The following is an 18,197-nucleotide window of genomic DNA, read 5'->3' on the forward strand; positions in this document are numbered from 1 at the left end:
AGCGAGGGCAGGGGACTGCAGGGGGTGAAGTGTTCCCTCCGGGTGGAAGAGCCGCAAGCGGCGGCTGACCCGACCATCGGCTACGCTGGAGGGTGGCGCCGACCTGGGGAACACCCTGAGTTTACCGGCCGACACTGACCTGACCCTTGCCGCCGATGAATCCCCCGTCTCGCCCCTCCGTGCCGCCCGACACGCCCCGTGCGTCCGGCGAGGCCTCGGCGGCTTCGCCCGAAGGCCAGTTCGTCACGTTTCCGGGCTCGCCCTTCCAGCTCTTCCAGCCTTACCCGCCCGCCGGAGACCAGCCAACGGCCATCGCGGGGCTGGTCGAGGGCATCGAGGACGGCGAGGTCTACCAGACCCTGCTGGGCGTGACCGGCTCGGGCAAGACCTACACCATGGCCAATGTCATCGCCCGCAGCGGCCGGCCGGCGATTGTCTTCGCGCCCAACAAGACGCTGGCCGCCCAGCTCTACAGCGAGTTCCGCGAGTTCTTCCCCAAGAACGCCGTCGAGTACTTCGTCAGCTACTACGACTACTACCAGCCCGAGGCCTATGTGCCGCAGCGCGACCTGTTCATCGAGAAGGACAGCGCGATCAACGAGCACATCGAGCAGATGCGCCTGAGCGCCACGAAGAGCGTGCTGGAGCGGCGCGACTGCGTGATCGTCGCCTCGGTCAGCGCCATCTACGGCATCGGCAAGCCCGAGGACTACACCGAGATGCGGCTGATCGTGCGCGTTGGTGATCGCCTCGGTCAGCGTGACCTGATCGCCCGCCTCGTGCGCATGCAGTACAAGCGCAACGACACCGATTTCTCGCGTGGCAGCTTCCGCGTGCGCGGCGACACGGTCGATGTCTTCCCCTCCGAGCATGCCGAGCTGGCCATCCGCATCGAGCTGTTCGACGAGGAGCTGGAGACGATCTCGCTGTTCGACCCGCTGACCGGTCGGGTGCGGCAGAAGATCCCGCGCTTCGTGATCTACCCCGCCAGCCACTATGTGACGCCGCGCGAGAAGGTGCTCTCGGCGATGGAGTCCATCAAGGAGGAGCTGCGCCTGCGGCTCGATGAACTGGTGAAAGCGGGCAAGCTGGTCGAGGCCCAGCGCCTGGAGCAGCGTACCCGCTTCGACCTGGAGATGCTGCAGGAGGTCGGCCACTGCAAGGGCATCGAGAACTACAGCCGCCACCTCAGCGGCGCGGCGCCGGGCGAACCGCCGCCCACGCTGATCGACTACCTGCCGGCCGATGCGGTGATGTTCCTCGACGAGTCGCATGTGCTGATCGGCCAGTTCGGCGGCATGTACAACGGCGACCGCGCGCGCAAGCAGACCCTGGTGGACTTCGGCTTCCGCCTGCCCAGCGCGATGGACAACCGCCCGCTGAAGTTCGACGAGTTCGAACGCAAGATGCGGCAGACCGTCTTCGTCTCGGCCACGCCCGCGGCCTACGAGAACGAGCATGCCGGCAAGGTGGTCGAGCAGGTCGTGCGCCCGACCGGGCTCGTCGACCCGCAGGTCGAGGTGCGCCCCGCCACCCACCAGGTCGACGACGTGCTGCAGGAGATCCGCATCCGGGTCGACAAGAACGAGCGCGTGCTGATCACCACGCTGACCAAGCGCATGGCCGAGCAGCTCACCGACTACCTCGGCGACAACGGCGTGAAGGTGCGCTACCTGCACAGCGACATCGACACCGTCGAGCGGGTCGAAATCCTGCGCGACCTGCGGCTGGGCCACTTCGATGTGCTGGTCGGGATCAACCTGCTGCGCGAGGGCCTGGACATTCCGGAGGTTTCACTCGTGGCCATCCTCGACGCCGACAAGGAAGGCTTCCTGCGCGCCGAGCGCAGCCTGATCCAGACCATCGGCCGCGCGGCGCGCAACGTCAACGGCCGCGCCATCCTCTACGCGGACAAGATCACCGACTCGATGCGCAAGGCCATCGACGAGACCGAGCGGCGCCGCGCCAAGCAGCTCGCGCACAACACCCTGCACGGCATCGTGCCGCAGGGCATCCGCAAGCAGGTCAAGGAGATGATCGACGGCGTCTACAGCGCCCAGGCCAAGGACGATCAGAAGGCCGAGGCCGCCGCGGCCATGGCCGCGATCGACGAGCGCGATCTCGGCAAGCGCATCAAGCTGATCGAGAAGCAGATGCTCGAGCACGCCCGCAACCTCGAGTTCGAGAAGGCGGCCCGCCTGCGCGACCAGCTCGCGCTGCTCAAGGAACAGGCTTTCGGTGCGACCGGCACCGACAACGTGCTGCCGCTGCCTGCCCTGCCGCGAGGTTGAGCCGGCGCAGTCCGGGCCGTCTGCGCGGATCCCCCCTTCTTTCGAGGGCTTGAGGGTCCGCGCTCTTGACCTTCATCGGAAAGTCATTTTTCCCAATGAACCCGAGCGATTCTGCTGGGGACCATGTTTTGTCCAAGACGTTGATACGTCAGCAGGGGTGTTCCGACCCGGTGGAGACAGGTTCGGGCCGACTCCGCCTATAATCGAGTCATTCAGTCGGAAATAACCGACGGGGGGTGTGGAGAGGAAACCTGCCGGCCTTGCCTCTGCCAAGGAGTGATTCCATGCGTCTGACCACCAAGGGCCGTTTTGCCGTGACCGCCATGATCGACCTGGCGCTTCGCGAGCACACCGGACCGGTCGCCCTGGCCGCCATCAGTGCGCGCCAGCAAATCTCGCTGTCCTACCTGGAGCAGCTGTTCGGCAAGCTCCGTCGCCACGAGCTGGTCGAGTCCACCCGTGGCCCGGGCGGCGGCTACTCGCTGGGCCGCAAGGCCGAGGACATCACCGTGGCCGACATCATCGTCGCGGTGGACGAGGCGCTCGATGCCACCGGCTGCGGCGGCAAGGAGAACTGCATGGGCGAGGACGCCGGCCGCTGCATGACGCACGACCTCTGGACCAGCCTCAACACCAAGATGATCGAGTACCTCGACTCGATTTCGCTGCGCAAGCTCGTCGAGGACCAGCTCGCCAAGGGCATCTCGATCGAGGAGGCGCCGGTCAAGCGGGCGATCTCCTCGGCGCCCGTGGTCAAGCCCATCAAGGTGACGGCGCCGAACTCGGTCTTCGCGCTCGGCAACGCCTTCAGCAAGTGAGTCCGGGCGCCTGCCGGCTGGAGTCTGCGGCTCCGTCGGCTGCCCGCCGAGTCCCCCTTTCCCCGTTTCGCCAGCCCGCCGCGCTATTCCGGCCGAGCCCGCCATGGACATGACCCCGCACTTCCCGATCTACCTCGACTACGGTGCCACCAACCCCTGTGATCCGCGCGTTGTCGACGCCATGATCCCCTGGCTGCGTGAGCATTTCGGCAACCCAGCCTCGCGCAGCCACGCCTGGGGCTGGGAGGCCGAGGAGGCCGTCGAGAAGGCCCGCACCCAGGTGGCCGAGCTGATCGGTGCCGATCCGCGCGAGATCGTCTGGACGTCCGGCGCGACCGAGTCGAACAACCTCGCCATCAAGGGCGCAGCGCAGTTCTACAAGGGCCGCGGCAAGCACATCATCACCGTCAAGACCGAGCACAAGGCCGTGCTCGACACGGTGCGTGAACTGGAACGCCAGGGCTTCGATGCGACCTACCTGGATGTGCAGGAAGACGGCCTGATCGACCTGAACCGTCTGAAGGACGCGATCCGGCCGGACACCATCCTGATTTCGGTCATGTTCGTGAACAACGAGATCGGCGTGATCCAGGACATTCCGGCCATCGGTGCGCTGTGCCGCGAGCGCGGGATCATCTTCCATGTCGATGCGGCCCAGGCCACCGGCAAGACGCCGATCGACCTGGCGACGCTGCCCGTCGACCTGATGAGCCTGGCCTCGCACAAGACCTACGGCCCCAAGGGCATCGGCGCGCTCTACGTCCGCCGCAAGCCGCGCGTGCGGCTGGAGGCCCAGATGCACGGTGGCGGCCACGAGCGCGGCATGCGCTCCGGCACCCTGCCCACGCACCAGTGCGTCGGCATGGGCGAGGCCTTCCGCATCGCCCGTGAGGACATGGCCACCGAGCTGCCGCGCATCCGCGCCCTGCAGCAGCGCCTGATCACCGGCTTGGCCGACATCGAGCAGACCTTCCTGAACGGCCACGCCACCCAGCGCGTGCCGCACAACGTGAACATGAGCTTCAACTTCGTCGAGGGCGAGTCGCTGATCATGGGCATCAAGGGCCTGGCGGTCTCGTCCGGTTCGGCCTGCACCTCGGCCAGCCTGGAGCCCAGCTACGTGCTGCGCGCCCTGGGCCGCAGCGATGAGCTGGCCCACAGCAGCCTGCGCATGACGCTCGGCCGCTTTTCGACCGAGGAAGAGATCGACTACGCCGTGGCCACCATTCGCGAGAACGTGGGCAAGCTGCGCGATCTCTCGCCGCTTTGGGAAATGCATCAGGATGGCATCGATCTGAGCACCATCCAGTGGGCGGCGCACTGAGGCCCGGCCCGGCGCAGCCCCCCACACCGCACTGACAGGAGCACCACCATGGCCTACAGCGACAAAGTCATCGACCACTACGAAAACCCCCGCAATGTCGGCTCCTTCGCCAAGAGCGACGAGGATGTCGGCACCGGCATGGTCGGCGCACCGGCCTGCGGCGACGTGATGAAGCTGCAGATCAAGGTCAACCCCGAGACCGGCCGCATCGAGGATGCGAAGTTCAAGACCTACGGCTGCGGCTCGGCCATCGCCTCGAGCTCGCTGGTCACCGAATGGGTCAAGGGCAAAAGCCTGGACGAGGCGCTGACCATCAAGAACACGCAGATTGCCGAGGAACTGGCCCTGCCGCCGGTCAAGATCCACTGCTCGATCCTGGCCGAAGATGCGATCAAGGCCGCGGTGGACGACTACAAGGCCCGCCACCCCAGCAAGGCCGAGGCTTGATCCGACCATGGCCGTGACCCTGACCGAAGCCGCTGCACGGCACGTGACCCGCTACCTCGCCCGCCGCGGCAAGGGGGTGGGCGTGCGTCTGGGCGTCAAGACCACGGGCTGCTCGGGCCTGGCCTACAAGCTCGAGTACGCCGACGAGGTGGCCCCGGAAGACGTGATCTTCGAAGGCCACGGCGTGAAGGTGCTGATCGATCCGAAGAGCCTGCCCTATCTCGACGGCACCGAGCTGGACTTTGTCCGCGAGGGCCTGAACGAGGGCTTCAAGTTCCACAACCCGCGCGAGCGCGATCGCTGCGGCTGCGGCGAGTCCTTCCGGGTCTGAGTCCCCCGGTGCCGGCCGCCGGCCCGGCGCGCAGGCGCCCAGCACCTCCTTGACGCGGCCCCCGGGCCGCGTTGTCGTTCCTCACTGTCCTGCGTGCACCGCGCCCACCGCATCGCTGCCTTCCCACGATGAGCCTGCCCGCCCTCGATGCCGACGATTTCCAGCTCTTCGGCCTGCCCGCCCGCCAGGCGCAGGACCGTGCCGAGATCGACCGCCGCTGGAAGGAACTGCAGGCGGCCGCCCATCCCGACCGCCACGCCGCCGCCGGGGCTGCCGCGCAGCGGGTGGCCATGCAGTGGGCGGTGCGCATCAACGAGGCCCATCGCCGTCTCAAGGACCCGCTGCAACGCGCCGCGCTGCTGTGCGAACTGGCCGGTGCGCCCATCGAGGCCGAGCGCAACACCGCGATGCCGGCCGACTTCCTCATGCAGCAGATGGCCTGGCGCGAGGCCCTGGATGAAGCTGGCGACGTGCTGCCCGCCATCGAGGCGCTCGACGCCGAACTGCAGGCCGAACAGCGCCGCCGCCTGGCCGCCGTCGAGACCCTGCTTGACGGCCAGCCGCGCGATGCCGCCGCCGCCGCCCGCGAAGTGCGTGCCCTCATGTTCATCAAGCGCTTTGCCGCCGACGTGCAGGACCGCCTCGACGCGCTGGGACAATGACGCCCTGATTCCCGACACCCGATGGCCCTCCTCCAGATCTCCGAACCCGGCCAGTCGCCGGACCCGCACCAGCGCCGCATCGCGGTGGGCATCGACCTGGGCACCACGCATTCGCTCGTCGCCGCCGTGCGTTCCGGCGTGCCCGAATGCCTGCCCGATGACGCCGGCCGCGTGCTGCTGCCCTCGGCCGTTCGTTACCTCGACGGCGGTCGCCGTGTGATCGGCCATGAGGCGCTGGCCGCGCAGGCCGAGGACCCGGAGCACACCCTGGTCTCCGTCAAGCGCTTCATGGGCCGTCGCCTGGCCGACCTGCATGAGGCCGCCACGCTGCCCTACCGCTTCGAGGACGGCCCCGGCATGGTGGCCATCGCCACCCGGGCCGGGCTGAAGTCGCCGGTCGAGGTCTCGGCCGAGATCCTCGCGACCCTGCGCTTCCGCGCCGAGGACAGCTTCGACACCGATGAGCTGTTTGGTGCCGTCATCACCGTGCCGGCCTATTTCGATGACGCCCAGCGCCAGGCCACCAAGGACGCCGCCCAGCTGGCCGGGCTGAACGTGCTGCGCCTGATCAACGAGCCCACCGCCGCAGCCATCGCCTATGGCCTGGAACATGGCAGCGAAGGCCTCTATGCGGTCTACGACCTGGGCGGCGGCACCTTCGACATCTCGCTGCTGCGCCTGCAGCAGGGCGTGTTCGAGGTCGTGGCCACGGGCGGCGATTCAGCCCTGGGGGGCGACGACTACGACCAGGCCCTGGCCGCCTGGGCCCTGGCCCAGACCGGCCGCCGCGTGAGCACGCCCCAGGACAAGCGCACGCTGCTGGTCGCGGCCCGCGCCGCCAAGGAAGCCCTCAGCAGCGCCGCCGAGGCCACGCTGCACGCCGAGCTCGCCGACGGCTCGCTGCGCCTGAGCCTGGATCGCGCCACCTTCGCCACGCTCAGCCGCGCGCTGACCGACCGCACCCTGGTTGCCGTCAAGCGCGTGCTGCGCGATGCCGGCGTCAGCCGCGAGGACGTGCAGGGCGTCGTGCTGGTCGGCGGGTCCACGCGCATGCCGCTTGTGCGCGAGGCGGTCGAGGCCCATTTCGGCTTTGCCCCGCTGACCAATCTGAACCCCGACGAGGTCGTCGCCCTGGGCGCCGCCCTCCAGGCCCAGCAGCTCGCCGGCAACACGCCCAACGGCCTGCTGCTGCTGGACGTGACCCCGCTTTCGCTGGGCCTGGAGACCATGGGCGGTCTGGTCGAACGCATCGTGCCGCGCAACAGCACCTTGCCGATTGCCCAGGCCCAGGACTTCACCACCTTCAAGGATGGCCAGACGGCCCTGGCCCTGCATGTCGTGCAGGGCGAGCGCGAGCAGGTCGAGCATTGCCGCTCGCTCGCGCGTTTCGAGCTGCGCGGCATCCCGCCCATGGTGGCGGGTGCGGCGCGCATCCGGGTTACCTTCACCGTCGATGCCGATGGCCTGCTCAGCGTGGCCGCACGCGAGCAGCTCTCGGGCGTCGAGGCCCAGATCTCGGTCAAGCCCAGCATCGGCCTGTCCGACGAGCAGATCGCCGCGATGCTGCAGGACGGCTTCGCCACCGCCGAGGGCGACATGCGCGACCGCGCCCTGCGCGAGGCGCGGGTCGAGGTCGAGCGCCTGGTGCTGGCCACCCGCGCCGCGCTGGCGGCCGATGCCGACCTGCTCGACGAGGACGAGATCGCCCGCGTCGAAGCCGCCATCCAGGCTGCCGAGGTCCAGGCTCGCCGGCCGGATGCCGAGGCCGATGCCGCCGCCATCGACGCGGCCGTCAAGGCCCTGGCCGATGCGACCGAGGACTTCGCCGCCCGCCGCATGAACCGCGGCATCCGCCAGGCCCTGGCGGGCCGCCGCGTCGACGAGGTCTGAACCTGCCGGCCGCACCCCTTCCCCCAAGGATTCCCATGCCCCTCATCCGCATCCTGCCGCACCCCGAGTACTGTCCCCAGGGCACCGAGCTGCAGGCCGAGCCCGGCAGCTCGATCTGCGAAGCCCTGCTCGAGCACGGCATCGCCATCGAGCATGCCTGCGACATGAGCTGCGCCTGCACCACCTGCCACGTCATCGTCCGCGAAGGCTTCCGCAGCCTCAATGACATGGACGAGAACGAGGAGGACCTGCTCGACCGCGCCTGGGGCCTGGAGCCCGATTCGCGCCTGAGCTGCCAGGCCTTCATTGCCCAGCAGGACCTGGTGGTCGAGATTCCCAAGTACTCGATCAACCACGCCAAGGAAAACCACTGAGCCTTCGGAGTCTCACGCGATGAGCCGCCAGATCATCCTCGACACCGAAACCACCGGCCTTTCTGCTGCCGACGGCGATCGCGTGATCGAGATCGGCTGCGTCGAGCTGCTGAATCGCCGCCTGACCGGTCGCAACCTGCACCTGTACCTGAATCCGGATCGCCCCAGCCATCCGGACGCGCTGAGGGTCCACGGCCTGACCGAGGAATTCCTGGCCGACAAGCCCCGCTTTCCGGCTGTGGCCCAGCGCCTGCTCGACTACCTCGCAGGCGCCGAGCTGATCATCCACAACGCGGCCTTCGACCTCGGCTTCCTCGATGCCGAGCTCGAGCGCATCGGCCGCCCCCCGCTGAAGCAGCAGGTCGAGGGCGTGCTCGACACCCTGCTCCTCGCGCGCGAGACCTGGCCCGGCAAATCGGCCTCGCTCGACGCACTGTGCAAGCGGCTGGAGGTGGACAACAGCGGCCGCCAGCTGCACGGCGCGCTGCTCGATGCCGAACTGCTGGCCGAGGTCTACCTGCGCATGACGCGGGGTCAGGACTCGCTGGTGATCGACGCACTCGACACCGCCGATGTCGCACACCCGGCGGCCCAGGCGGCTGCGGCCCTGGAGCTCAGCCGCATCCCCCTGATCGACATCCAGGTCAGTGCCGAGGAGGCTGCAGCCCACGAAGCCCTGCGGGCTGAACTGGACAAAGCCTGCGGTGGGCTGTCCAAGTGGTCCGCAGTCATGGCATAATCTTGCCTCTCGATTGGTGGTGCATCGAGACAAGCCAAAGGCAGTCTGAATGCACACAGCAGGCGAAGCTGCCTTTAAGCAGCAAACCCGAACGATCGGGCGGTTAGCTCAGCGGTAGAGCACTGCCTTCACACGGCAGGGGTCGCAGGTTCGAACCCTGCACCGCCCACCAGATGAAGCCTCGCGAACGCAAGTTCGCGAGGCTTTTTTCTTGCCTGCTGCCCTCGCGGCGGATGCCGGTGTGGCCGGGGCAGGGGAGGTTCACCAGGGAATGGTCTGTCCCCGGGCGTCGATGAACCACGCACCGCGCTGTGCGGGCAGCGCGTCCAGGGCCTGCATCAGGCCCTGGACGGCAAGCTCTGCAGCTGTGGTGGGGTAGCCGGCCAGGAAGGGCGCGGACAGGGCCGAGGGCACCGTGCCGGGCTGCAGCGCGGCGAACACAGCCTCGGGCCGGCTGCGGGTGCACTCGATGGCGGCGGTCTGCAGCAACATGTTGCCGGCGGCTTTGGCTGCGCGGTAGCCATACCAACCGCCGGCACGGTTGTCGCCGATGCTGCCGACCCGGGCCGACAGCACGGCGAACACGCTGCGCCCCTGTCGCGGCAGCAGCGGGATGAAGTGCTTGAGCACCAGGGCCCGGCCGATGGCATTGACTTCGAAGCAGCGGGCCAGGGCGTGCGGATCGAGATCGTCCAGGCGCTTCTCGGGCCCGCGGCCATCCAGGCTGAGGGCGCCGCAGGCATCGACGATCAGCGCAAAGGGCCCGGCCGCTCGCAGCGCCTCGGCGGCGGTGCGCAGCGTGCTTTCGTCCTCCAGCACGAGCGGCGGCTGGCTGCGTCGGCTCAGGCCCTGCACGGCCGCGCAGCGCGGCTCGGCCTCCAAGGCCTGCATCCAGGCCGAACCCAGTGTGCCGCTGGACCCCAGCACCAGTGCGCGATAGCCCTCAGGCAGTTGCTTCATGCCACGTCCTTTCCGTCGGGCGCACTGTGCCCGACGGCGAACTGCAGCTCCCTGCGCGGGGTCTTGTGACGCGGCCGGCTGCCGGTCTGGGCCTCAGCTGGTCTGCAGGGGCAGGCGGCGCAGGCCGCGGTAGAGCGGGCTGGGCAGCCAGTCCGCCACGCGATCCACCAGACGCAGCCGTGGCCAGCGCCGCAACAGTTCACGCAGCACGACCTCTGCTTCCATCAGGGTCAGCGCCGCGCCCAGGCAGACGTGCGGTCCGCTGCCGAAGGCGAGTGCGCCGGGCGCGGCACGGTCGGGGTCGAAGCGGTCCGGCTCGGCGTGGCGGACCGGATCGCGATTGGCCGCGCCGATCAGGGCGATCAGCAACTGGCCGCGGGCCAGCGGCTGGCCGGCCCGCACATGGCCCTGGGCCACACGCCGAACCGTGTACTGCACGGGGCTGTGCAGGCGTAGCACCTCGCGAACGACCCGTGGCACGGCCTCGGGCTCCGCCTGCAGACGGCTCCAGAGGCCGGGCGTGGCCAGCACCGTGTGCAGCAGGCTGCCGAGCAGGTGGCGGGTGGTCTCATGGCCGGCAAAGAGCAGCATCACCGCCTGAGCCAGCAACTCGTCGGCGTGGGGCAGCAGGCCGGCAGACTCGGCGGCCAGCAGGCGGTCGATCAGGTCGCGCGGCGCATCGTCGTGGGTTCGCGGGGCGGCGCGACGGGCGGCGATCAGGGGCTCGAACAGGCCCGCCAGGATCAGCAGGCGCCGCTGCGCGCGGCGCACCTGCGAGGCTTGCGGATCCAGCGTGGCGAGCAGGTCGGCCAGATCCCCGGCCCCAGCGGCGAAACGGGACAGCCGGGCCTCGGGCACGCCGAGCATGCTGCCGATCACCCCAGCCGGCAGCGGCCGCGCGACGGCATCGATGAAATCGAAGGGCCGGTCCGCCGGCAGGGCCGACAGCAGCCGCCCGAGCCGGCCCTCGATGGCCGGACGCAGGGCCTGCAGGGCCGCAGGTCCGAAGCCGGCCTGCATCAGCGGGCGCAGGCGGCGGTGGTCGGGGTCGTCGACGAACAGCAGGGCCCGGGCCAGCAGGCGCTGGAAGCGGGGCGGGGGGGCGGCTTCCACCGGGGCCTCGGTGCCCTGCAGGCCCAAGCGCCGGGCCAGCTCCCCCCAACCGGCCACCCGCGCGACCGACAGGCGGGGATCGCGCAGCGCAGCTTCCACCTCGGCATGGCTGCTCAGCAGCCAGCAGCCGCCGAAGGCGGTGTCCCACCAGTGCAGCGGACCGCGGCGGTGCAGGGCGGCCATCGGCATCTCCGGGCCGCCGCGGGCCAGGGCCTCGGCCAGGTCAGCGGGCAGCATCGGCCGCGTCGTGGGCGCGTCAAGCAGCGGGCGGGGCAGGGCGAGGTTCACGGAAGGCGGGATGCGGGAGGCAGGTGCAGCAGGGGTGCATCCCCCGTGCCCGTCCGATCAAGCGACCATCAAGCCGGAGGGGCGGTCCGGCGGCGGATGTCGCCCGGGGCCATGCCGGTGCATGGGCACCGCGCAGGGTCCGCGAAGGGCGGGCCCCGCAGTCGCCCAGTCTGCATGGCTGGTGCCCCGACCCGGGTTCGAACCGGGACGGACCGGTCAAGGTCCGGCGGATTTTCTTACCTCCACGGCTTTCGCCGCCCGCGGCCAGGGCCGCGGTTCGGGGTCTGGAGCGCGCCTTCACCATGCCGGCCGCCAAGCCGGTGCAGGTGCCCGCCGTCCGCTCTCTACACCTTCCACCCGCGGCCGGGCCGCGGGGGCTTGGCTCGGCGTTGCCTCGCAGCGGCCGGGGCCGTGCAGGGGGTTCGCCGAATTTGACGGGATTCACGCCGGCCGTTTCCGCGCCGGGTGCTCAATGACTCAAGTCCGCTGCGTCTGCCTGTTTCGCCATCGGGGCGACGCGGACCGCATGGTAGCCGCCCCGTCCGGGGCGGCTGTCGCTCACAGGCGACCGGCCAGGCTCAGGGCCATCGTCTCGTCCTCGGTGAAGAGGCGCGAGCGGGTCAGGAAGGCCTTGCCCTCCGGCCCTTCGAGCGAGAAGGTGCCGCCGTGGCCGCCTTCGACCACGTCGATGATGAGCTGGGTGTGCTTCCAGTACTCGTACTGCTGGGCGCCGATGTAGAAAGGCAGACCGCCGATCTCGCCAAGCTTCACGTCGGCCGTGCCGATCATGACCTCGCCTTCGAGGTAGCAGTTGGCCGCGCTGTTGTCGCAGCAGCCGCCCGACTGGTGAAAGATAAGCTTCGGGCCGTACTTCTGCTTGAGCACGCCGATCAGCTCGATCGTCGCCTGGGTGGCAATCACCTTGTCGACCATGATGTTTTCCTCCTGGGAATGCGAACGGGGGCTTGGAGGCCCCCGTTCGTGGTCAAGCGCTGAGGCCTACTTCGTCGATCAGAAGAAGCCGAGCTTGCTTTCGCTGGTGCTGACCAGCAGGTTCTTGGTCTGCTGGTAGTGGTCCAGCATCATCTTGTGGGTTTCGCGGCCGATGCCCGACTGCTTGTAGCCGCCGAAGGCCGCGTGGGCCGGGTAGGCGTGGTAGCAGTTGGTCCACACGCGACCCGCCTTCAGGGCACGGCCCATGCGGTAGGCGACGTTGCCGTTGCGGCTCCACACGCCGGCGCCCAGGCCGTAGAGCGTGTCGTTGCCGATCTCGACGGCTTCGGCTTCGGTCTTGAAGGTGGTCACGGCCAGCACCGGGCCGAAGATCTCTTCCTGGAAGATCCGCATCTTGTTGTGGCCCTTGAAGACGGTCGGCTCGATGTAGTAGCCGCCTTCGAGCTCGCCACCCAGGATCTTGCGGTTGCCACCGACCAGCAGCTCGGCGCCTTCTTCGCGGCCCAGTTGCAGGTAGGAGCTGATCTTGGTGACCTGCTCCTGCGAGGCCTGGGCGCCGATCATGGTGTCGGTGTCCAGCGGGTTGCCCTGCTTGATGGCCTTGATGCGGTCCACGCAGCGGGCCATGAACTCGTCATAGATCGATTCGTGGATCAGCGCGCGCGACGGGCAGGTGCAGACCTCGCCCTGGTTGAACGCGAACAGCACCAGGCCTTCGATGGCCTTGTCCAGGAAGCCGTCGTCGGCCGAGGCCACGTCCGGGAAGAAGATGTTGGGCGACTTGCCGCCCAGCTCCAGGGTCGCCGGGATCAGGTTGTTCGCCGCGGCCTGGCCGATCAGGCGGCCGGTCGAGGTCGAGCCGGTGAAGGCGATCTTGGCGATGCGGGTGCTGGTGGCCAGCGGGTGGCCGGCTTCGCGGCCGTAGCCGTTGACGATGTTCAGCGTGCCCGGGGGCAGCAGGTCGGCGATCAGCTCGGCCAGGATCAGGATCGAGATCGGAGTCGACTCGGCCGGCTTGAGCACCACGCAGTTGCCGGCGGCCAGGGCCGGGGCCAGCTTCCACGCCGCCATCAGGATGGGGAAGTTCCAGGGGATGATCTGGCCGACGACGCCCAGGGGCTCGTGGAAGTGGTAGGCGATCGTGGTTTCGTCGATCTCGCTGATCGAGCCTTCCTGCGCGCGCAGGCAGCCGGCGAAGTAGCGGAAGTGGTCGGCCGACAGCGGGATGTCCGCGTTCAGCGTCTCACGGATGGGCTTGCCGTTGTCGACGGTCTCGGCGTAGGCCAGCTTCTCCAGGTTCGCGTCGATGCGGTCGGCGATCTGCAGCAGGATGTTGGCGCGCACGGCCGGGGCGGTCTTGCCCCACTTGTCGGCGGCGGCGTGGGCGGCGTCCAGCGCCAGTTCCACGTCGGCGGCGTTCGAGCGCGCGACCTTGGTGTAGGGCTTGCCGGTGATCGGGGTGATCACGTCGAAGTACTGGCCGCTCAGCGGGGCCTTCCACTGGCCGCCGATGAAGTTGTCGTACTGGGCCTTGTATTCGACCTTGGCGCCGGGGGTGTTGGGGTAGGCGTAGAGCATGCGAGGTCTCCTCGAATCGCGGACGGATGGTGATGTCGACCGCATATGCAGCGTGGGGTCTGCCGGTCGTCTGAGTACAGTGCGCAGGGCCCGTGCCAAGTCGGGACGCTTCGGCGATCTTGCGGGTTCCCCCGGGGGGCTTGCGCCCTTTTGGGTCCGCTCTCCCGACAGATCGCCTCGCTGAGGACCGTCGGAACGTTCGGCGTGCTCCTGGATGAGACGAGGTCTGCGGCTGCGGTGTGCGAGCTCTGGCCCAGACTGGCGCATCACCGTTCATCCATCCCGGGATGAAAAATAGGCATGTGAGTGCATAGCTTGGAGGGGCCACTCCAGCCCCACGCTGAGCGCCTGCCCTTCGGGTTCGGCAAAGACCGTTCCCTCGTGCATGTGGGCCACCGCCTGCACGATGGCCAGGCCCAGGCCGTAACCCTCGCGCTCGGAGCGGGCGGCATCGCCGCGCACGAAGCGGTGGAACATCCGTGCCCGCAGGGCCTCGGGCGGCGGCGTGCCGGGGTTGAGCACGTCCAGCCGCAGGCGGCCCAGCGGACCCGGGCCCGCCCGCCAGCGGGCCCGCAGCAGCACCTCGCTGCCGGGCGCGCTGTGCGCGATGCCATTGCTCAGCAGATTGCACAGGGCCCGTCGCAGCAGGGCCGGATGGCCGTGCAGCGGCGGCGCATCGGCCCCCTGCAGGGCGGGGTCCACCTCGATGCGCAGCTTCACCCGGGCGGCCTCGGCCAGGGCTTCGACGAAATCGGTGCAGTGGCTCAGCTCCCGCGCCAGGCTCAGGGGCTGAGACTGCGCAGCCTGCACCCGGTCGCCACGGTCGGCGCGGGCCAGGAAGAGCATGTCCTTGACCAGGCCGCCCAGGCCCTCCAGCACTTCGAGCTGCGCGCCGAGGGCCTCGCGCAGTTCCTCGGTCGAGCGGGGGCCGGCCAGCATCACCTGGCCGCCGTTGATCAGGGTGGCCAGGGGCGTCCGCAGCTCGTGGGCCACGTCGGCATTGAAGGTCTCGAGCTGGCGGTAGGCCGCCTCGCGGCGCGCCAGCACGCCGTTGAAGGCCTGGGCAAGGGCATCGAGACCGGGATCGCCATGCCGTTCGGGCAGGCGTTGGCCCTCCGCGCTGGGGGCCAGCGCGGCACTTGCCCGGGCCAGTCGGCGCAAGGGCTGCAGGCCCTGCCAGCACGCCAGCCCGCCCAGCAGCGCCGTGGCCAGCAGCCCGGCCAGGCCCAGGCCCAGCAACTGCCGCAGGTGGCCTGCCAGCAGGGCCTCGCGCGGGCGGCCGTCCAGGGCCACCACGATCTCGCCCACCCCCAGGCCGACGCCATCGCGCGGGTTCAGGCCCAGGTCCAGGCCGTTGGTATGTGGCATGGGCATGGGCAGCGGCAGCCTCAGGGCCTGCATCAAGGTACCGTCCTCGCGGCGCACCTTGCAGGGCCCGTCGGCCTGGCCGGTCTCGACCAGCTCGGGCCGGCCCGGGCCACCGTGCAGGGGCTGGCCGGCTGCGTCCAGCAGCCACATGCGCAGGCGGCCGTGGCCCAGCAGCAGGGTGTCCAGCTCGCCGCCCAGGGCGGTCAGGTAGGGGTCGCGGACCCGTGCCTGCTCGATCTTCTGCCGCAGCAGTTCGGCCCGGCCCACCAGCTCGACCCGATCCAGCTCCTGCAGCGTGGTCTCCAGCGTGTGCTGAAAGGCCCAGCCCATGGCCAGCATCACCAGGCTCACGATCAGGCCCAGCGTCAGCGTGAGCCGGCGCGCCATCGAGGGCCGCTTCATCGCGGGGCCGCCGCGCCGCGCGACTCCAGCACATAGCCCATGCCCCGCACGGTGTGCACCAGGGGCTCGCCGAAGGGTTCGTCCACCTTGGCGCGCAGGCGCCGCACGGCCACGTCGACGAGGTTGGTGTCGCTGTCGAAGTGCATGTCCCAGACCTGCTCGGCCAGCAGGGTGCGCGAAAGCACCTCGCCCTGGCGCCGCATCAGCAGCGAGAGCAGGGCGAACTCCTTGGCGGTCAGGTCGATGCGCTGGCCGCCGCGCTCGGCCCGGCGCTTGAGCAGGTCCAGCCGCAGGTCGCCGGCCAGCAGCTCGGTCGCGGCCCGGCCCGGGCCGCCCGGGCCGCCGCGCCGCAGCAGGGCCTGGATGCGCGCGAGCAGCTCCGAGAACGCGAAGGGCTTGACCAGGTAGTCGTCCGCCCCGCCCTGCAGGCCGCGCACGCGGTCTTCCACCGCATCGCGGGCGGTCAGCATCAGCACCGGCGTCTGGCGCTTCTCGCGCAGCGCAGCGAGCACGCCGAAGCCGTCCAGGCCGGGCAGCATCACGTCGAGCAGGATCAGGTCGTAATCGCCCTCCAGCGCCAGGTGGCGGCCGTCGATGCCGTTGTTCGCACGGTCGACGATGCCGCCCTGCTCGCGCAGGCCCTTGTGCAGGTAGTCGCCCAGTCGGGGCTCGTCTTCGATCAGCAGGATGCGCATGGGGCAGGACTCGCAGGGCCGTGGATGACAACTTGGTCATCCGGGCGCCCGATTCCTGACGGGGTCCGATCGCCACAGTACGTTCCATGCACTCGACACGGAGTCGGTGCAGCCCCCCGAAACAGGAGCCTCTCATGACCCCCCGCACCTCTCGCACCTCCCGCACCACCGCCACCCGCCAGGCCCTCCGTGGCTTCGCCGCCAGCCTCGGCCTGCTCGCCCTGGCCGGTGCCGCCCAGGCCGCTGGCCTCCATGGCCTCAGCCACGACGGCTACATCAACCAGGGCGATCACCTCGTCTTCGTCGGCGTGCCGCAGGGCGGCGAGGTCGGCAAGACGCGCGCCCAGGTCGACGCCGAGCTGAAGGCCGCCCGCGCCAATCCCGTGCTGCAGGACGGTTGGCGCCAGGACGGCGACGGCCTGCGCTATGTCGGCCACTACGCCCCGGCGGGCGCCGGCAAGAGCCGCATGGCCGTGCTCGAGGAACTGCGCGCCTGGCGCGCCCGGCCGGTTCACCCCGACGGCTGGACCAGCCTCGGCGACGGTGCCTATTTCCACGGCGTCGCCACCGAGTACAAGCTGAGCGCGATGCCGGCGGAAACGGTGCAGCGTTGAGTCGCGGCATCTGGGGAGGGGGGCGTCGATGACGGCCCTCTCCCCGGCCCGCGGCGCCTCAGCCGAACAGGCGGCTCAGGCCCTCGGCCCCCAGCCAGAACACCCCGCCGATGTAGACCATGCCGACCAGCGAGACGAGGTAGCCGGCGATGACCGCCGCGCCGTCCTCCTCGATCATGCCCAGGGCGACCAGCAGGATGGCCCAGGCCGGGAAGGTGTTGGACAGCGGAATCGGCAGCGGCAGCATGAACACCGCCGCGCTGATCACGATGGCCAGGCCATTGACCCGCTGCATCAGCGCCGGCCGCACCAGGCCGCCCAGGCGCGGATGCACCAGCTTCTCCAGCCAGCCGGCCACCTTCAGGCCGATCTGGATCACTTTCTGCAGCGTGGCGAACCCCACCTCCACCTGCATCAGCCGCGCCGGCAGCCAGGGCGGCTGGCGCAGCGCGATGCGCAGCCCCAGCAGCAGCATGACCAGGCCGAAGGGCGTGGACATGCCCGGGGGCGTCACCGGCTGGCAGAAGGGCAGGGCCATGAAGATGATCAGGATGTTGAAGCCCCGGTCCTTCAGCACGTCGACGATGCCGGCCACCGTCATCGGCCCGCCGGCCGCCCGGGCCAGCACGCTGCGCAGATCGTCCGAGAGGGTGGGCGGCGGCGCGGCGGGCGCGGCAGGCGGGGTGGGGGCGGAAGGCGGCATCGGGTCGGGTCGGGTCAGGACAAGGGGGCGGCCCTTGGAGCCGGGCCGGCGATCAGGGTTGCAGCCAGCAGGCGGCGTGCCGGTCGAAGCGGGCGCGACGGTGGCCATCGCGGTGCAGCTCCAGCCAGTCGATCTGCAGCACCTCGGCTTCGAGCGCGGCGAAGTGCGCGCGTTCCTCGGCCGGCGGCGCCGTCGGGCCGTCGTCCAGGGGCGCGCCCGGGGCGCGGGCCGAGAGGTAATCGCCCACGCTGGGCGACAGCTTGACCCGTGCCCAGCGCGAGGCCAGCGCCAGGCCGCCGGTGTGCAGCATCACCCGCAGCCGCAGCCGCAGCTGCCAATGCAGGCGCGGTGACCAGGCCAGCAGCACCGCCTGCGGCTGCCGCGCCAGATGCGCCACCTTGGCGGCGCGGGCATCGCTGTAGATCCACAGCCGCCGCTGCGCCGCATCCACCTCGCGCAGCACCACGGTGCGGGCCTCGGGCAGGCCTTCGGCATCCACCGTCGCCAGGGCCGGGGTCCGCCAGGCGTGGTGGCGGTCGTGGCAGGCGCGGGCCAGCTGTTGCCAGATCGCCGCCTCGATGGCCGGCAGCCCGGTCAGCCGGGGCGGCTGGGCCTGGTCGGCGGCTTCGGCGCTGCTCACCGTGAG

The 18,197-nt window shown here is 69.9% G+C and carries 18 protein-coding genes and 1 tRNA gene; 11 read left to right on the forward strand and 8 right to left on the reverse strand.

Features of this window, described 5'->3' with window-relative positions; all coding sequences use genetic code 11:
• The first annotated feature begins 155 nt into the window (after window positions 1-155).
• The 10 genes from uvrB (at window position 156) to H4F90_RS10305 (ending at window position 9,048) form a co-directional block, all read left to right on the forward strand.
• Window positions 156-2,291, forward strand: a complete 2,136-nt coding sequence (gene uvrB, locus H4F90_RS10260) for an excinuclease ABC subunit UvrB (protein WP_182664193.1) — start codon at window positions 156-158, stop codon at window positions 2,289-2,291.
• 284 nt (window positions 2,292-2,575) lie between these two features.
• Window positions 2,576-3,109, forward strand: a complete 534-nt coding sequence (gene iscR / locus H4F90_RS10265; RefSeq protein ID WP_182664195.1) for a Fe-S cluster assembly transcriptional regulator IscR — start codon at window positions 2,576-2,578, stop codon at window positions 3,107-3,109.
• Window positions 3,110-3,212: 103 nt separating this feature from the next.
• Window positions 3,213-4,433 carry an IscS subfamily cysteine desulfurase gene (locus H4F90_RS10270; RefSeq protein WP_182664197.1) on the forward strand — a complete coding sequence of 407 codons (1,221 nt, stop codon included), beginning with the start codon at window positions 3,213-3,215 and terminating at the stop codon, window positions 4,431-4,433.
• A gap of 48 nt (window positions 4,434-4,481) precedes the next feature.
• The gene (iscU, locus tag H4F90_RS10275) at window positions 4,482-4,880 is read left to right on the forward strand and encodes a Fe-S cluster assembly scaffold IscU (RefSeq protein WP_182664199.1); all 399 of its coding nucleotides are present in this window, start codon (window positions 4,482-4,484) and stop codon (window positions 4,878-4,880) included.
• Between the two features lie 7 nt (window positions 4,881-4,887).
• The gene (gene iscA, locus H4F90_RS10280; protein ID WP_182664201.1) at window positions 4,888-5,211 is read left to right on the forward strand and encodes an iron-sulfur cluster assembly protein IscA; all 324 of its coding nucleotides are present in this window, start codon (window positions 4,888-4,890) and stop codon (window positions 5,209-5,211) included.
• A gap of 128 nt (window positions 5,212-5,339) precedes the next feature.
• Complete coding sequence (gene hscB / locus H4F90_RS10285) at window positions 5,340-5,873, forward strand: Fe-S protein assembly co-chaperone HscB (RefSeq protein WP_182664203.1); 534 nt, start codon at window positions 5,340-5,342, stop codon at window positions 5,871-5,873.
• 21 nt (window positions 5,874-5,894) lie between these two features.
• On the forward strand, window positions 5,895-7,763 hold the full coding sequence (gene hscA, locus H4F90_RS10290) for a Fe-S protein assembly chaperone HscA (protein WP_182664206.1): 1,869 nt from the start codon (window positions 5,895-5,897) through the stop codon (window positions 7,761-7,763).
• A 35-nt stretch (window positions 7,764-7,798) separates the two neighbouring features.
• On the forward strand, window positions 7,799-8,137 hold the full coding sequence (gene fdx / locus H4F90_RS10295; protein ID WP_182664208.1) for an ISC system 2Fe-2S type ferredoxin: 339 nt from the start codon (window positions 7,799-7,801) through the stop codon (window positions 8,135-8,137).
• Between the two features lie 19 nt (window positions 8,138-8,156).
• On the forward strand, window positions 8,157-8,876 hold the full coding sequence (gene dnaQ, locus H4F90_RS10300) for a DNA polymerase III subunit epsilon (protein WP_182664210.1): 720 nt from the start codon (window positions 8,157-8,159) through the stop codon (window positions 8,874-8,876).
• A gap of 97 nt (window positions 8,877-8,973) precedes the next feature.
• Window positions 8,974-9,048, forward strand: a tRNA-Val gene (locus H4F90_RS10305).
• An 89-nt stretch (window positions 9,049-9,137) separates the two neighbouring features.
• Here H4F90_RS10305 and H4F90_RS10310 read toward each other — a convergent pair.
• The 6 genes from H4F90_RS10310 to H4F90_RS10335 form a co-directional block, all read right to left on the reverse strand.
• Window positions 9,138-9,836, reverse strand: coding sequence for an SDR family NAD(P)-dependent oxidoreductase (locus H4F90_RS10310; RefSeq protein ID WP_182664212.1), 699 nt, complete (start codon window positions 9,834-9,836; stop codon window positions 9,138-9,140).
• 93 nt (window positions 9,837-9,929) lie between these two features.
• Window positions 9,930-11,237 carry a cytochrome P450 gene (locus H4F90_RS10315; protein WP_328700898.1) on the reverse strand — a complete coding sequence of 436 codons (1,308 nt, stop codon included), beginning with the start codon at window positions 11,235-11,237 and terminating at the stop codon, window positions 9,930-9,932.
• Between the two features lie 558 nt (window positions 11,238-11,795).
• Window positions 11,796-12,170, reverse strand: a complete 375-nt coding sequence (locus H4F90_RS10320) for a DUF779 domain-containing protein (protein WP_182664214.1) — start codon at window positions 12,168-12,170, stop codon at window positions 11,796-11,798.
• A 78-nt stretch (window positions 12,171-12,248) separates the two neighbouring features.
• On the reverse strand, window positions 12,249-13,769 hold the full coding sequence (gene adh, locus H4F90_RS10325; protein WP_182664216.1) for an aldehyde dehydrogenase: 1,521 nt from the start codon (window positions 13,767-13,769) through the stop codon (window positions 12,249-12,251).
• 273 nt (window positions 13,770-14,042) lie between these two features.
• Window positions 14,043-15,539: a heavy metal sensor histidine kinase gene (locus tag H4F90_RS10330; RefSeq protein WP_182664218.1), complete on the reverse strand. Its 1,497-nt coding sequence runs from the start codon at window positions 15,537-15,539 to the stop codon at window positions 14,043-14,045.
• Window positions 15,536-16,234 carry a heavy metal response regulator transcription factor gene (locus H4F90_RS10335; RefSeq protein WP_182664220.1) on the reverse strand — a complete coding sequence of 233 codons (699 nt, stop codon included), beginning with the start codon at window positions 16,232-16,234 and terminating at the stop codon, window positions 15,536-15,538. Before H4F90_RS10335 ends, H4F90_RS10330 begins: the two co-directional genes overlap by 4 nt.
• 134 nt (window positions 16,235-16,368) lie before the next feature.
• Here H4F90_RS10335 and H4F90_RS10340 point away from each other — a divergent pair, with 134 nt between their 5' ends.
• Window positions 16,369-16,848 carry a DUF4148 domain-containing protein gene (locus H4F90_RS10340; RefSeq protein WP_182664222.1) on the forward strand — a complete coding sequence of 160 codons (480 nt, stop codon included), beginning with the start codon at window positions 16,369-16,371 and terminating at the stop codon, window positions 16,846-16,848.
• 58 nt (window positions 16,849-16,906) lie between these two features.
• Here H4F90_RS10340 and H4F90_RS10345 read toward each other — a convergent pair whose 3' ends face one another.
• Together H4F90_RS10345 and H4F90_RS10350 are read right to left on the reverse strand one after the other, a co-directional pair.
• A complete protein-coding gene (locus H4F90_RS10345) occupies window positions 16,907-17,551 on the reverse strand; it encodes an exopolysaccharide biosynthesis protein (RefSeq protein WP_182664224.1) in 645 nt (214 codons plus the stop codon).
• A gap of 52 nt (window positions 17,552-17,603) precedes the next feature.
• Complete coding sequence (locus tag H4F90_RS10350) at window positions 17,604-18,191, reverse strand: pyridoxamine 5'-phosphate oxidase family protein (protein WP_328700900.1); 588 nt, start codon at window positions 18,189-18,191, stop codon at window positions 17,604-17,606.
• Window positions 18,192-18,197 lie beyond the last annotated feature (6 nt).

The organism is Aquariibacter albus (assembly GCF_014145335.1).
GTDB classification, from domain to species: Bacteria; Pseudomonadota; Gammaproteobacteria; order Burkholderiales; family Burkholderiaceae_C; genus Aquariibacter; species Aquariibacter albus.